General features: G+C 70.2%; 15 protein-coding genes. All 15 read left to right on the top strand.

The window, feature by feature from the left end; all coding sequences use genetic code 11:
- Positions 1-10 precede the first annotated feature (10 nt).
- A complete protein-coding gene (locus ACIQ6Y_RS15310; RefSeq protein WP_404037846.1) occupies positions 11-1,225 on the top strand; it encodes a phage portal protein in 1,215 nt (404 codons plus the stop codon).
- Positions 1,222-1,899 (top strand): HK97 family phage prohead protease, encoded by a 678-nt coding sequence (locus ACIQ6Y_RS15305; RefSeq protein ID WP_404037843.1) that lies wholly within the window; start codon positions 1,222-1,224, stop codon positions 1,897-1,899. Before ACIQ6Y_RS15310 ends, ACIQ6Y_RS15305 begins: the two co-directional genes overlap by 4 nt.
- A 139-nt stretch (positions 1,900-2,038) precedes the next feature.
- Positions 2,039-3,430 (top strand): phage major capsid protein, encoded by a 1,392-nt coding sequence (locus tag ACIQ6Y_RS15300; RefSeq protein ID WP_404037840.1) that lies wholly within the window; start codon positions 2,039-2,041, stop codon positions 3,428-3,430.
- 200 nt (positions 3,431-3,630) lie between these two features.
- Positions 3,631-3,816, top strand: a complete 186-nt coding sequence (locus tag ACIQ6Y_RS15295) for a hypothetical protein (RefSeq protein ID WP_404037837.1) — start codon at positions 3,631-3,633, stop codon at positions 3,814-3,816.
- A 1-nt stretch (position 3,817) separates the two neighbouring features.
- Positions 3,818-4,411, top strand: a complete 594-nt coding sequence (locus ACIQ6Y_RS15290; protein ID WP_404037834.1) for a phage gp6-like head-tail connector protein — start codon at positions 3,818-3,820, stop codon at positions 4,409-4,411.
- Positions 4,412-4,424: 13 nt separating this feature from the next.
- Positions 4,425-4,874, top strand: coding sequence for a hypothetical protein (locus tag ACIQ6Y_RS15285; protein WP_404037832.1), 450 nt, complete (start codon positions 4,425-4,427; stop codon positions 4,872-4,874).
- Positions 4,874-5,071 (top strand): hypothetical protein, encoded by a 198-nt coding sequence (locus tag ACIQ6Y_RS15280; RefSeq protein ID WP_404037829.1) that lies wholly within the window; start codon positions 4,874-4,876, stop codon positions 5,069-5,071. The genes ACIQ6Y_RS15285 and ACIQ6Y_RS15280 overlap by 1 nt, the downstream gene beginning before the upstream one ends.
- Positions 5,068-5,808, top strand: coding sequence for a hypothetical protein (locus tag ACIQ6Y_RS15275; RefSeq protein WP_404037826.1), 741 nt, complete (start codon positions 5,068-5,070; stop codon positions 5,806-5,808). The genes ACIQ6Y_RS15280 and ACIQ6Y_RS15275 overlap by 4 nt, the downstream gene beginning before the upstream one ends.
- Before the next feature lie 71 nt (positions 5,809-5,879).
- A complete protein-coding gene (locus ACIQ6Y_RS15270) occupies positions 5,880-6,290 on the top strand; it encodes a phage tail tube protein (protein ID WP_404037823.1) in 411 nt (136 codons plus the stop codon).
- A complete protein-coding gene (locus ACIQ6Y_RS15265) occupies positions 6,290-6,802 on the top strand; it encodes a hypothetical protein (protein ID WP_404037821.1) in 513 nt (170 codons plus the stop codon). Before ACIQ6Y_RS15270 ends, ACIQ6Y_RS15265 begins: the two co-directional genes overlap by 1 nt.
- Positions 6,803-6,811: 9 nt before the next feature.
- Entirely contained in the window at positions 6,812-7,222 is a 411-nt protein-coding gene (locus tag ACIQ6Y_RS15260; RefSeq protein WP_404037819.1) for a hypothetical protein, read from the top strand.
- A 182-nt stretch (positions 7,223-7,404) separates the two neighbouring features.
- Positions 7,405-10,338: a phage tail tape measure protein gene (locus tag ACIQ6Y_RS15255; protein ID WP_404037817.1), complete on the top strand. Its 2,934-nt coding sequence runs from the start codon at positions 7,405-7,407 to the stop codon at positions 10,336-10,338.
- Positions 10,339-10,348: 10 nt separating this feature from the next.
- Positions 10,349-13,684, top strand: coding sequence for a hypothetical protein (locus ACIQ6Y_RS15250; protein ID WP_404037815.1), 3,336 nt, complete (start codon positions 10,349-10,351; stop codon positions 13,682-13,684).
- 13 nt (positions 13,685-13,697) lie between these two features.
- Positions 13,698-14,150, top strand: a complete 453-nt coding sequence (locus ACIQ6Y_RS15245) for a hypothetical protein (protein WP_404037812.1) — start codon at positions 13,698-13,700, stop codon at positions 14,148-14,150.
- Between the two features lie 13 nt (positions 14,151-14,163).
- A complete protein-coding gene (locus ACIQ6Y_RS15240; RefSeq protein ID WP_404037810.1) occupies positions 14,164-15,144 on the top strand; it encodes an N-acetylmuramoyl-L-alanine amidase in 981 nt (326 codons plus the stop codon).
- Positions 15,145-15,146: the final 2 nt, after the last annotated feature.

Raw genomic sequence — 15,146 nt, 5'->3', positions numbered from 1 at the left:
GGAGGCGGCCGTGGGCGCCTGGTCCAGGCTCAAGGGCGCGTTCACCCGCGACGCACAGATCAGCTCACCCGAGGATCTCCTGGCCCAGTCGCGGGAACGCCGGTCCGGCAAGGTCCCGGTCACCAACGACAGCGCCCTGCGCAACAGCGCGGTCTGGGCGTGCCTGCGGCTGCGGGCTGACCTCATGTCCGACTTCCCGATCGACGTCTACCGCAAGGTCAGCGGGATTCAGGTGGAGGTGCCCAAGCCTCCGGTCCTGATCTCGCCGGGCGGTAGTGAGGTCGGCATGAAGGAGTGGATGTACTCCACCGAGTTCGACCTGGACCGCGGCGGGAACTGCTTCGGGATCATCACCGAACGGTCGGGGGTGATCGGCCCGGACGGGCGCGGCCTGCCCGGCCGGATCGACCTGGTCGAGCTGGGATCGGTGTCGGTCCGCGGCAAGGGGTCGACGATCACTAAGTACGTCATCGGCGGTAAGGAGTACGAGCCGTGGGACGTCTGGCACGAGAAGCAGTACACCGTCGCTGGTTTCCCCATGGGCCTTTCCCCGGTGGCCTACGCCGCGTGGACGATCGAAGAGACGATCAGCGCCCAGCAGTTCGCCCGTGACTGGTTCGCCGGCGGGGCGGTGCCGCTGGCCGAGCTGAAGAACAACGCCAAGACCATTGACCGCGAGGCCGCACGCGTCGCGCGGGAGAACTTCCGCGCGGCCGTTGACTCCAGCGGCCTGTTCGTCCACGGCGTGGACTGGGAGTACAAACCTATCCAGGCCGTCGCCTCACAGTCTGCCTTCCTGGAGGCCCGCCAGTACGGGGCCACGGAGATCGCCCGATTCTTCGGCGTACCCGGTGACCTGATCGACGTGGCCATGTCGGGCAGCAGCATCACCTACGCCAGCATCGGCCAGCGCAACCTCCAGTTCCTGATCATGAACCTGGGCCCGGCTGTGGGCCGCCGCGAGGAAGCCTTCAGCCGCAAGCTGGTCTCCGGCCCCCGGTTCGTGAAGCTGAACACCGATGCCATGTTGCGCATGGACCCCGAGGCCCGCGCCCGAACGATCGGCGCCCGCATCACCAACCGCACGCTGACGCCCGACGAAGCGAGGGCGCTGGACAACCTGCCTCCGCTGACCGACGAGCAGTACGGCCAATTCGACCGGCTGTTCGGTCCGCGCTCGGCCCCCACACCACCCACGACCGCCGTACCGGGAGCATCGTCATGACCGCCCTGACCCGGGCCGCTGCGGCGGCCGAGCGAGCCCAGCACATCGCCCAGCGCAGCGACCGCCCCTCACAGCGACGCTGCGCCCAGCAGCCCGGCGCCCGCGCCGCCGTGCGGGCATCCCTGTCCGGCGTGCAGCTGCGCGAGACCGGCGACGCCGGCGGCACGCTGGAGTTCCGCGGCCACGCCACGGTGTACGAGCGCGGCTACGAGATGTGGGACATGTTCGGCCCCTACACCGAGATCGTCTCCGAGGGCGCCGGCGCCGACTCCCTCGCACGCGCCGACCTCGACGTCCCGCTCGTCCTCGGCCACGACCAGCTGCGCCGCCTGGCCCGCACCACGACCGGCACCCTGTTCCTCGTCGAGGACGCCAACGGGCTGCACGTCCACGCACCCGCCCTCGACCCCACAGACCACGACGTCGCCTACATCGCGCCCAAACTGAAGGCGGGCCTGGTCGACGAGATGTCGTTCGCGTTCCGCATCGAGTCGGGCCAGTGGTCCCCGGACTACACCGAGTATCGGATCAACCGGTACGACATCCACCGCGGCGACGTCGCGATCGTCGGCTACGGCGCGAACCCCGCCACCAGCGCCAGCCTGCGCCAGCCCACGGCCGCGCCGACAACCCGGGCCCGGGCTCTGCTCGAACTGGGCATCGCCGGAGCCTGACCCACCCCTGATCTTCCCGCCGTCCGGCGGGAGCTTTGCCCTGCGCTCGCGCGCACGAGTCTGCCCGGCGCCATGGCCTCGGGCGGCCGTCTGACCTGGACACGGGGCGCCTGATGACGACACAGAGAGGACGGCCGAGATGACTCTCGCCGAGCTGATCGCCCAGGCGCGCACCGCGCTGGACACGGCGATCACCACCCGCCGCCAGGAGCAGGACGCCCTGGTGGCGCTGCGCTCCGAGGACAACCTGACCGAGGAGCAGGTGCGCGCGCAGATCGAGCGGCGCGACGCAGCCGACACCGAGGTCACCCGCCGCCAGCAGGCCCTCGACGAGCTGGAGACGGAGGAGCGCCGCGAGGCCGAGCTGGCCGCGCTGCAAGCCCGCACAGTGCCGGCCGCCACCCGGGCGCCGGCCTACGACCAGGTGCACCGTGTCGGCCAAGAGGAGCGGACGTACCGGCCCGATCAGGACCGCCGCGGCGCCCAGTTCCAGCGGGACGTCGCCGCCTCCTTCTTCGGCGACTACGCGGCCCGCGACCGCCTGGAACGCCACATGCAGGAGGAGCGCGCCGAGCGCGGCGAGCAGCTGCAGCGCGCGGTCGGCACCGGCGCGTTCGGAGGACTGGTCATCCCGCAGTACCTGACCGACATGTACGCGCCGCTCGCCCGCGCCAACCGCCCGTTCGCCGACGCCTGCCGCCGGCACACCCTGCCGTCCACGGGCATGACGGTGGAGATCTCCCGCATCACCACCGGGTCCAGCGTCGACAACCAGACGGCGGAGAACGCCGCCGTGGTCGAGCAGGACATGGACGACACCAACCTGTCCATCCCGGTGCGGACCGCGGCCGGCCAGCAGACGGTCTCCCGGCAGGCCATCGAGCGCGGCGCCGGCGTCGAGGACGTCGTCCTGGACGACCTCTTCCGCGCCTACGGCAGCCGCCTGGACACCACCATGCTGAACGTGGCAACGGTGGGCCTGACCAACGTGGCCACCGCCGTGGCCTACACCGACGCCACCCCGACCACCGCCGAGCTCTACCCGAAGGTCATCGAAGGCCTGTCCGGTGTCGAGGCCGCGCTGCTCGACCAGGCCTCGGGCGACAACCTCGCGGTCATGCACTCGCGGCGCTGGTACTGGATGCAGAACGCCATGGGCACGTCCTACCCGCTCATCACACAGCCCGGTGTCGTCGCCCAGACCCTCGGCGCGAACTACGCCGAAGCCTACGGCCGCGGCGTGCGCGGCATCCTGCCGAACGGCACCCCGGTCATCGTCGACAACAACATCGCCACGAACCTCGGCGCCGGCACCAACGAGGACGAGATCTACCTGGTGGACCGGCAGGAGTGCCACCTCTGGGAAGACCCCGATGCCCCGGTGTTCATCCGCGCCGAGCAGCCCAAGGCGGCCAACCTCGGCGTGCTGCTGGTCGTCTACGGCTACTACGCCTTCACCTTTCAGCGCCAGCCGCACGCCCGGAAGATCGCGGGCACCGGCCTGATCACGCCGACCTTCACCGGCGTCTGATCCACCCCCCAACGCGCGGGCCCGCCCCAGACTCCGGCGGGCCCGCGCGGTCCATCTCCCAAGGAAGCGAGCGCGGTCCCATGTGCGACTGGTGCGACGACGGAGAGGCCGCAGGCAGCGGCCTGTACGTGTGCACGTGCCGAACCCCCTGCTGGAACCGGGACTGCTCCGCTCGCTCCCGCCCCGCCCAGGAGGAAGTAATGAGCGACGAGCCCCAGACCGAGGACACAATGATCGCGGCCCTGCTGCGCGAGCGCGAGGGCCTGGTGCAGCGCGGCCTGAAGGACCGCGTTGCCCAGGTCGACGAGCAGCTCAAGCTGCGCGGCCACAAGCAGCGGGCCGAGCCGCCCAAGGGCCGCCAGCAGCCGGGCAAGAACGAGACGTGACGTGGCCAACGAGTACGTCACGCTGGAGGAACTGAAGAGCCAGTTCCAGATCGAGCCCGACGACACCAGCCGGGATGCCGATTTGAACCGGGCCCGGGCGTCGGCGTCCCGCAGCATCGACAAGACCACCGGCCGCCGGTTCTGGCTCGACCCGGCCCCCGTCGCCCGCACGTTCAACCCTCGCGGGCGGATCGTCCGTGACGACGACGGCGAGCTGTTCCTGGTCGACGACATCGGCAGCCTCACCGGGCTCGTCGTCGAGTCTGGCTCGGGCACGTCGTGGTCGACCGTCACCGGCTACGAGACCAGCCCGGACAACGCGCTCGCCGATGGCCAGCCTGTCACCGGCCTGCTGCGCGTGCTGGGCACGTGGGGCACGGCCACCTCAAGGCTGCGGGTGACCGCCAGGTTCGGGTGGCCGGCCGTACCGGACGACATCCACGAGGCGGCCCTGCTGCAGGCGTCCCGCCTGTTCAAGCGCAAGGACTCCCCCGAGGGCATCATCGGCTCGGCCGAGTGGGGCGTGCGCAACCTCAGCCGCCGCGACCCGGACGTGTGGGCGCTCATCGAGCCGTACATCGTCCCCGGCTTCTGAGAAGGGACCAGCCGTGCAGCCCTCCCTGATCCGTGAAGCGATCGCCGACGCCGCGCGTGCGGTCGTCCTGCCCGCCGGGACCGCCAAGCTCACGACGACCGGCTACGTGCCGGACGCTGTCACCGCCCCGCACTTCTTCGTCGCCGAATACGAGCAGGTCTACGACCGAGCCATGGCGCGCGGCCTGGACGAGCTGACCTTCACCAGCCGCGTGCTGGTCTCCCGGGCCGACGACCGCTCGGCCCAGCGCATCCTCGACGACATGCTCGCCGGATCCGGTCCGGCCTCGCTGAAGCAGGCGATCGAGGCAGCCCGCGGGGCGCCCGGCGAATACGCGCTGGGCGGCCTGGCGCACGACCTGCACGTGATGCGTGTGCAGGGATACCGCTGGTACGAGCACAACGGCGCCACCTTCGTAGGCGCCGAGCTGGCCATCAAGGTCATCGGAGAAGGGAGCAGCTGATGCGTATCCGCATGCTCGTCGACATGCCCGAGGGCTCCACCCGCAACGGCGAGCCCTGGCCCTCGAAGGGCGACAGCGCCGACCTGCCGACAGCGGAGGCCGCGCACCTGGTCGCCTCCGGCGTCGCGGAGGAAGCCGCCGCCGAGCCGCGCGGCCGCCGCCGCAAGGGGGCCGACAGCGAGGGTGAGGCGACGTGAGCAAGACCGTCCTGGTCAACGTCCGGTGCTTCGCCGCCGGCGTCGACCTCACCAGCCAGTCCAACAAGATCGAGCTGTCCTCCGAGGTGGAGGACAAGGACGCCACCAACTACGGGTCGCAGGGGTGGAAGGAAGTCCTCGGCGGCCTCGGCTCGGCCGAGTTGTCTGCCGAGGGACAGTGGGAGGCCGGCGACCCGACCAAGGTCGACGATGCATCATGGGCGCACGTTGGGTCCGTCATCCCCTGGTCGGTCAGCGCGAACAACGACGCCAGCGTGGGCAGCCTGGCGTACCTGATGTCCGCGCTCCGCTCGAACTACACCCTGTTCGAGTCGGTCGGCGAGATCGCTCCCTGGTCCGGCACCGGCAAGAGCAGTTCACCCCTGGTGCGCGGGCAGTTCGCCCACCCACCCGGCACCGCCCGTACCGCAACCGGCACCGGCACCGGGCTCCAGCTCGGCGCCGTCCCCGCGGGCAAGCGCCTCCACGCTGCTCTGCACGTCCTGTCCGCGTCCGGCACCACACCGTCCCTGACGACGCGCGTCGAGTCGTCCGTCGACAACACGTTCGCCTCGCCGACCACCCGGCTGACGTTCAACGCAGCGAGCGCGGCCGGCGGGCAGATCCTCCGCACGAACGGCACCGCGATCACGGACACGTGGTGGCGGATCGCCTGGACGATCACCGGCACGACGCCGTCGTTCCTGTTCGTCGCCTCGCTCGGTATCGGCGCGTAGCCGCACCCACAACCACTCTCCACCCCGGCCCGCCCCGGGGCCGCACGCATGCCCTGGAAGGGGGCCCCGTCATGGCCAAGATGGTCCTGCTCGCCCAGTACCTCAGCATCAACGGCACCGTCCTGAACTCGTACACCAAGAAGGCGGAACTGACCGTCGAGGTGGAGGACAAGGACGTCACGAACTACGCCTCGCTCGGCTGGAAGGAAGTCCTCGGCGGGCTGAAGTCCGGCGAGCTGTCCGTGGAGTTCCTCCAGGACTTCGCCGCCTCCCAGCTCGACTCGATCATGTGGCCGCTGCTCGGCACGGTCGTCGCGTTCGAGGTCCGCGCCGACCAGGCCGCGGTAGGCACGTCCAACCCGAAGTACTCCGGCAGCATCCTGATCAAGGGCTGGAACCCCATCGAGGGCGGGGTCGGCGACGAGGCAACCGTGTCGCTGTCCTTCCCGACGTCGGGGGCCGTGGCCCGCGCGACCGTCTGATGGCCGGCGGGGGCCCGCCGTTCTCCCTCGGCGTGGAGACGCACGAGGGCCTGGCAGCCCTCACGCGCGCGATCCGCGCTGAGGAGGACGGCAAGCAACTGCGCAAGGAACTCGCGAGGGACATGCGCGAGGCCCTCAAGCCCGGTGCTACCCAGGCCAAGCAGCAGATCATGTCCATGGCCTCGGCCGGCCTGCCCACAGCACCCGCTCTGCGTACCTCCGTAGCCCGCAAGATCCGGCCCGAGGTCAAGCTCGGCGGCCGCTGGTCCGGCGCCCGCGTGAAGGCATTCAAGCTCAAGAACGTCCGCGGCTTCGCCAACGCCCCGAAAAGGCTCAACAGGGCAGGGGGTTGGCGGCACCCCGTCTACGGCAACCGCGAGGTGTGGGCCGTCCAACACGGCAAGGTCGACTGGTTCGACCGCGCATTCCAGGGCCGAGAAGGCCAGTACAAGGCGGCCGTCGAGGCGGCCATGGAGAACATGGCCCGGCGTATCGCCGCGCGGGCCGAGTGAGGGAGAACGGTGTACCTGGTCTACAGCCCCGAGGGCAACGACGAACCGCAGCGCTTCAAGTACAACCCGCGCAAGATCATGTCGGCGGAGCGGGAGAACATCGAACGCCTCACCTCCCGCAACTGGTCGCAGTTCACCAAGGACGTCATCGAGGGCTCTTCGGTGTGCCGCAGGGTCCTGCTCTACACGTTCCTCAAGCGCGAGCACCCCACCGTGAAGTACGACGACGTGGACTTCGCGTGGGACGAGCTGCGGCTGGAGTACTCCAAGGCCGAGCTGATCGAGATGCGCGACACGGTCGCCGAGAACGCCTCCGGCGAGCAGCGCGCGGCCATCCTGGCCAAGCTCGACGAGGAGATCGCCGAGGCCTACGAGGACCCCGAGGACCAGGGAAAAGCGAGTCTGCCCGTCGCCGACTGAGCCGACTCGGCGACGCGGCCCACCTGCTCGGCATCAAGGCCCGCGACTGGGACGACTTCACGGTCGAGGAGACAGACCTCTACCTGGCCTGGCTGGACGCCTACGAGGAAGCCCAGCGCAAGGCCAACGAAGAACTGAAGAGGGGCCGCTGACCGCCCCCTGACCACAGGGGGTGCAGTGGCATGAGCGACACGTCGCTCGTCTTCAACCTGGTCGCCCGGGACAACACCGCGCAGGGCCTGTCCTCGGCGCGCGAGCGTTTCGACACCGCGGCCGCCGGCATCGGCGCGGGGGTGGCGGCAGCCCTCGGCGCCGGCATCGCGGCCGAGCTCGACGTCGAGGCGGCCAGCGCCAAGCTCGCCGCCCAGCTCGGCATCGGCCCGGCCGAGGCCGCCGAGCTGTCGCAGATGTCCGCCCGCATCTACAGCGAGGCCTGGGGCGACTCCACCGAGACCGTCAACGAGGCGATCCGCGGCGTCTACCAGAACATCGGCAAGAGCACGGCCGCCGAGAGCGGACTGGAGGACGTCACCACCAAGGCCCTCGCCCTGGCCGAGACATTCGACCAGGAGGTCGGGCCCACCACCGCGGCTGTCGGGCAGCTCATCCGCACGGGCCTGGCGAAGGACGCCGACGAGGCGTTCGACATCATCACCACCGGGTTCGGCACGTCCGCCAACAAGGCCGACGACTTGTTGGACACGATCAACGAGTACTCGGTGCAGTTCAAGCGGGTCGGCCTGGACGGGCAGACTGCGCTCGGCCTGATCGACCAGGCCATCGACGCCGGCGCCCGCGACAGCGATCAGGTCGCCGACGCGCTCGGCCAGTTCGGCGAGCTCGCGCTGGCTTCCAGCCAGGGCGTCCAGGACGCGTTCAAGTCGATCGGGCTGAACGCGGACACGATGAAGGCCAAGCTGCAGGCAGGCGGCAAGAGCGGCCAGCAGGCCCTGCAGATGACGCTGGACGCGCTGCGCGGCACCAAGGACGAGACGATCCGCCTGAACGCGGCCACCGCCCTGTTCGGCGACCCGGGCACCGTGATGGGTGACGCCCTGTTCGCCATGGATCCGGCCGGCGCCGCCGCGGCGTCCGGGATGGACAAGGCGACCGGCTCGACCGACCGGCTCACCGAGACACTCGGCGGCAGCGCCTCCAAGTCGCTGGAGGAGTTCAAGCGCAAGGCGATGCTGGAGGTCGGCGCCGTCGCGGGCGTGTTCCTGGACTTCGCCACCGAGAACGAGGACGTCGTCCGGCCTCTGATGTACACGCTGCTGGGCCTCGCCGGTGTCGTGCTCACCGTCAAGGGCGCGATGATGACGTACTCGGCGATCAGCTCCGTCGTGGCCGGCGCGCACGCCATCATCTCCGCGTCCGCCTGGGGAGTCATCGGCACCTGGCTGCGCATGAACGCCATCGGCCTGATGGCCTACGCGCGCATCGCGGGCGCCGCTGTGATCTCCGCCCTGACGACCGCCGCGGCCTGGACAGGGTCAGCGCTGGTGGCGATCGGCACATGGATCCTCAGCGTCGTCCGCGCCGCAGTCGTCTCGTCCATCCAGTTCGCGATCATGGCGGCCAAGGCGGTCGCGTGGGCCGCCGTGATGGCCGCCCAGTGGCTGATCGCTATGGGCCCCGTCGGCTGGGTCATCGCGGTCGTTGTCGGCCTGGTCGCGCTGATCGTCGCGAACTGGGACACGGTCAAGCGCTGGACCGGCATCGTCTGGCAGTGGGTCACCCGCAAGATCGCCGACTCGATCGCCCAGGTCCTCGCGGTGGTCGGCTGGCTGAGCCGCATCCCCGGCTGGATCGCGGGTTGGTTCCAGAGCGCCAAGGACTGGGCCGTGCGCAAAGCCTTGTCCATGGTGTCCTGGCTGCGGGGCCTGCCCGGCCGCATCCTGTCCGCGATCGGCGCCCTGAACTCGCTACTGATCGAGAAAGGCAAGGACGTCGTCCGCGGCCTGTGGAACGGCATCAGCGGCATGGGCGGCTGGCTGAAATCCCAGCTGATCGGATTCGCCAAGAGCGCCATCCCAGGCCCGATCGCCAAGGCCCTGGGCATCGCCTCGCCCTCGAAGGTCACCGCCGCACAGGGCAAGTGGATCGCGCGCGGCCTGGTCGTCGGCCTGACCGGCTCCCGCAAGCAGGTGATGGCCGCCTCCGCCAAGCTCGCGGACATCATCCGCGACGCGCTCGCCCCGGGAAAGAAACGGTCCAAGGCCCTGGCCAAGGTCGACTTCGGCACTGAGCGGCTGCTGCGGCTCGCCAACCGCGAGGCCATCGTCGCGGCCCGTCTGAAAACCGCCACCAAGCGGCTGGACAACCTCGTCAAAGCCCGCGCCAAGCTGGTCGCGGACGTGAAGAAGGGCGTCATCGACAGCGCCAACATCACGACCCTCGCAGGCGAGGGCCCGGTGTCGGCGGAGACGCTGCTCACGAACATGACCGACAAGCTGGCCGCAGCCAAGCGGTTCGCCGCCGACCTGATCGCCCTACGCAAGAAGGGCGTCAGATCGGACCTGATCGCGCAGATCGCGCAGGCCGGAGTCGAGGGTGGGGCCGAAGCTGCCGCCGCGCTCGCCAACGCCGACAAGGGCACCATCGCACAGATCAACTCCACCCAGGCGCAGATCGTCAAGGCAGCGGGCACAGCTGGGACGGTGGCCGGTGACGCCCTGTACGGGGCGGGCATCCACGCCGCCAAGGGGCTGGTCCAGGGGCTGAAGGCCGAGCACAAGGCGATCGAGAACGCCATGATCGACATTGCCCTCGGCATGCAGAAGGCCTTGAAGAAGGCGCTCGGCATCAAGTCACCTTCGCGCGTGCTGGCCGATCAGGTCGGCCGATGGATCCCGCCCGGAGTGGTGGCCGGCATCCAGCGCTCCCAGCCGCTGCTCGACGACGCAATGCGCACCCTCGTCCGGCCCGAGCTCGCCGCCCCTGAGCGGCCGCTGGGAGCACCCACGATGGCACCGCTCATGGGTGCCCAGGCCGGTGGCGGCGTGGTACGCGTCCGGTTCGACTTCACGGGCGCTGACGGCGAGTTCAAGAAGATGTTCCGCAAGCTGGTCCGCGTCGACGGGCGGGGCCAGGTCGAGATCCTCGCCGGAGGATAGGAGGTCCGTCGTGGTGTTCCCCCAGACCCCTCTGCAGGTCCAGGTCGAGCTACTGGTGGGAGGGGTCTGGACGGACATCACCTCGGACGTGTACACCCAGGACAAGATCACCATCGAGCGGGGTCGCCCCGACGAGGGCCAGCGCGCGGACCCCTCACGCTGCTCGCTCGTCCTCAACAACAGGTCCGGCAAGTACTCGCCGCGCAACCCGTTGTCGCCGTACTACGGGCAGATAGGACGCAACACCAGGATCCGGGTCTCGGTGCTGGCCGGGTCCCAGTTCCTGCGGCTGCCCGGCGCCACCACCGACTACGCCTCCACGCCCGACGACGCCACGCTGGACATCACCGGCGACATCGACGTGCGCATGGACGCGCTGCTGGTGAACTGGCTGGACGCCTCCGACGGGCTACTCACCACCGAGCTGGTCGCCAAGCTGAACCTGGCAGCTGGCAGCAAGAGCTGGTTCCTGGGCGTGCGCTCGAACCGGCTCTATCTGGAGTGGAGCGCGGACGGCACGAACACCCTCAGCGCGTCCTCGACCGTCGACCTGGTGGTGCCAACGTCGGGACGTTTGGCCGTGCGCGCGACACTCGACGTCGACAACGGGGCCGGCGGCCGCACAGTGCGGTTCTACACCGCGCCCTCGGGGACGGCCGGGCCCTGGACGCAACTGGGTGCCGACGTCGTTCAGGCCGGTGTCACGTCGATCTTCAACTCGTCGACGCCGGTACGGGTGGGCAACGCCTCCGACGCGTCGATGACGCCGAGCGCGGGCCGCTGCATGGCCGTCGAGATCCGCGCCGGCATCGGTGGCACGGTCGTCGCTAACCCCGTGTTCACCGCCCAGGCCATCGGGGCGACGTCGTTCGTCGACTCGGCGGGCCGCACGTGGACGCTGGCCGGCGGCGCGCAGATCACCAACCGCCGCACCCGGTTCATCGGCGAGGTGTCCAACTGGCCCAGCCGGTGGGACGTCTCCGGCAAGGACGTCCGCGTGCCCATCGAGGCCGCCGGCGTCCTACGCCGCTACGGCCAGGGGCAAAAGCCGTTCGACAGTACGCTGCGCCGCCGCATTCCTTCCTACAGCCCGGCCGCCTACTGGCCATTGGAGGAACCCTCGGGCGCCACCCAGGCCTACAGCCCCATTACCGGTGTGCGTCCCATGGCCGTGTCCGGAGTGTCCTTCGGCGCGGACGAGACCCTCGGCGGTGCGTCCGCCGTGCCCGCGTGGGACCAGGACGGCGAGGGCGCGGGCACTGTCCCGGCCATGGCGAGCGGCGCCTGGCACGTTGAGTGCGTGATGCGCCTGGACACCATGCCCTCGTCGCTCAACACGCTGATGGAGGTCAACACCACCGGCACCGCCAAGAAGTACCGGGTACGGATCCAGACGGACAACGTCCGCGTCGAGGCCCTCGACGACGACGGCACCGTGCTGGCCCTGATCAACTCGGCTGGGGCGCCCGACTTCACCGGCAGATGGAACCGCGTCATCCTGTCGGCCCGGCAGAGCGGCGGGAACGTGATCGTGCACGTCGCCTGGGTCGGCATCGGCATCGCCGGGTTCTCCCTCGACACCACCTACGCCGCCACCGAGGGACGCCCCACATCCGTGCGCCTGATGGGCGTCCCCGGCAACCTGCGCGCCGGGCACCTGGCGGTGTTCCCTGTCATCGACCCGCCGGCCTTCAACGGCGCCGATGACGGGTTCGCGGGCGAGAGCGCTGGGGACCGCCTGCGCCGTCTGTCGACAGAGGAGGGGAAATACATCCTGGTCCACGGTGACACCACCTCCATGGAGCTGATGGGCGCGCAGCGGCCGAGAACATTCCTCGACCTGGTCGAGGAGACCGCGGCCACCGACGGTGGCCTGCTCTACGAGCGCCGGGACCAGCTGTCGCTCGCCTACCGGGGCCGCGAGACTCTGTACAACCAGGAACCGACGCTGCAGCTGGACTACAACGCGGCCGGGTTGGCGCATCCCCTGGAGCCGGCCGACGACGACCAGGGCGTGCGCAATGACCGCACCGTCGAGCGCGAGGGCGGATCGTCCGCCCGGGCGGTCCTCGAAGACGGACCGCTGTCCGTGCAGGCCCCGCCCAACGGGGTCGGCGTCTACGACGACTCGGTCAGCGTCAACGTCTACAGCGACGGCCGGTTGCCCGATCACGCGTACTGGCGGCTGCACCTCGGCACGGTCGACGAACTGCGCTATCCGGTCGTGAACGTCGACCTGGCGGCCGGCCCGGCGCAGATCGACGCGGCCACAGCCGTGGACGTCGGCGACCGGCTCACCATCGCCAACCCCCCGCCATGGCTGCCGCCCGGCACCATCGACCTGATCGCACACGGCCAGACCGAGGTGATCGGCCACCCCGTCGACTGGGACCTGAGCTTCAACTGCGCCCCGGCGTCGCCGTGGCGGGTGGCCGTCCGAGACGACAGCTCACGGGCCCACCGCGACACCGCCGGCGCGCAGCTGGCGGCCGCGGTTTCCTCCAGCGCCACCGCGCTGCAGGTGCTGACGACGCTCGGGCCGCTGTGGACCACAGACCCAGCGGACATGCCGCTCTCCCTGACCGTGGGCGGCGAGGAGATCGCCGCCTCGGCGATCACGTCCTGGCGCAAGGACACCTTCACCCGCACCGTGGCGAGCGGCTGGGGTACCCCGGACATCGGGGCGGCCTGGTCCGTCGTGGGCGGCGGCCCGGCCGCCGACTACGCCGTCAGCGGCGGGGTCGGCGTCCACACGCTCAGCACCCTCGACGTCTCCCGGCGCACCGCGGTCAACGCCGTCCACGCGGACGCGGACATCTACTGCGACATCACCACCTCGGCGCTGGCCACCGGCACCGAGTCGTTGTACGGGGCGATCGCTGCGCGCATGCCCGACTTCAGCAACATGTACTTGGCCAGGTTGCAGTTCACGACCAGCAACACCGTCCTGCTGACCATCCGCAAGATTGTGGCCGACGTCCAGACACAGTTGGGCAGCACGGTCACGCTGCCGATCACCCACGTTGCGGGGCAGTTCGTGCGCGTGCGGTTCCAGCTGTCCGGCTCGACGCTGCGTGCGAAGGGCTGGCTGGCGTCCACGGCGGAGCCGTCCGCGTGGCATGTCGAGACGACGGACACCGCACTGACGGCGGCGGGGCAGGTCGGCACTCGCTCGATCCGAGCGACGGGCAACACCAACGCGGCCAGCGTGAGCGTCAACTACGACAACTTCGAGGTCGTCAACCCGCAGGCCGTGACCGCGACCCGGTCGGCCAACGGCATCACCAAGGCGCAGGCGGCCAGCGAATCCATCCGCCTCGCACGGCCCGCCGTGCGAGCACTGTAGAGAGGGGTGATCCGTGCCTGACCTGCCCGCAGGCTCCATCATCAAGGCGCTGGACACGCCGCCCACCGCATCCGATGCCCAGTCGGCGACAGTGACGACCACGTCCACCTCCTACACCACCTCGGGCACGGACTGCGCCGTGGCCTGGGTGGCGCCCACCACCGGACGCGTGATGATCCACACCGCCGCGCGCATGCTCAACTCGTCCGCCACGTCCGGCAGCCTGATCGCGCCTGAGACTCGGACCGGAGGCGTCATCGGCGCCGGCATCGTCGTTGAGACCCCGATCGACGCCATCGGCGCCTCCAACTACGGCACGACCTTCGCCAGGAGCAGCGCCGATCACGTGCTGTCCGGCCTCACTCCGGGTGCCACGTACAACACGCGCCTGCTGATGCGCACCAGCGTGGGCACCGACACCGCCAGCTTCGCCCTGCGCGAGTTGATCGTGCAGCCCCTCACCTGACCAGGGAGACCGCATGAAGACCGGACCCCAGCGCTACCCGGGCGCCTCGACGGCGTACTGGTGCCAGGGCAGGTACCCGGGCAGTCCGATGGAGGTCAACGTCGTCGTCCTCCACACGACCGAGGGGCGGTCTCTGCCGTCCTACGACGGCGGGGCGCTGGCCCCGAACCTCACCGCAGTGCCCGACTTCAGCCTCCGGCGCCTGGACTGGTTCCAGCACTTCGACATCGACGTCTCGTCCCGCGCGCTGCGCAACCTCGCGGGTGGCGTGGAGACGAACACGCTTAACGTCTGCCAGGTCGAGCTCGTCGGCACCTGCGACCCTGCGACCCACGCCAAGTGGGAGCAGGCCAACTACGCGCACATCTACTGGCCCAAGGCGCCGGACTGGGCGCTCACCCAGCTCGCCGAGTTCCTCCGCTGGATGCACGCCGAGCACGGCGTCCCGCTGACGGGGCCATCGGCGTGGCCGGCCTACCCGTCGTCCTACGGCAATGGCGCCGGCCAGCGGTTGAGCGCCAGCAGCTGGTCGGCGTTCAAGGGCGTGTGCGGGCACATGCATGTGCCGGAGAACGATCACGGCGACCCCGGCGCCATCGACTTCGAACGCCTCATCGCGCTCGCCGAGGGCGCCCCTATCCCGTCCGAGGAGGACGACATGCCCACCGCCGCCGAGATCGCCGCCGAGGTCGTGAAGCAGCTGCCGCGCGCGACGTGGCTGACAGACGGGCTGATCAAGAACGTCAACCCTGGGACGAGCGAGGCGAATCCGACCTTGTCCCCGTCACAGGCGCTGGCCAACACCGAGGCCGTCGCCCGCCGTATCGACCGCCGCACGGCAGATCAGACCGCGCAGCTCGGCGCGCTGTCCGCGGCCGTGGCAGCACTGGCCGCGGGTGGCGGGCTGGACGCCGCGGAGATCCAGGCCGCGGCGGAGGCGGGCGCCACAGCGGCGCTCGACCGGCTCGGCGACGCACTCACGGAAGGGGTCTGACC

This window comes from Streptomyces sp. NPDC096205 (assembly GCF_044763135.1).
GTDB lineage: Bacteria > Actinomycetota > Actinomycetes > Streptomycetales > Streptomycetaceae > Streptomyces.
The sequence above is the reverse complement of the archived record's forward strand: the minus strand, read 5'-3'. Positions and strand labels throughout refer to the sequence as shown.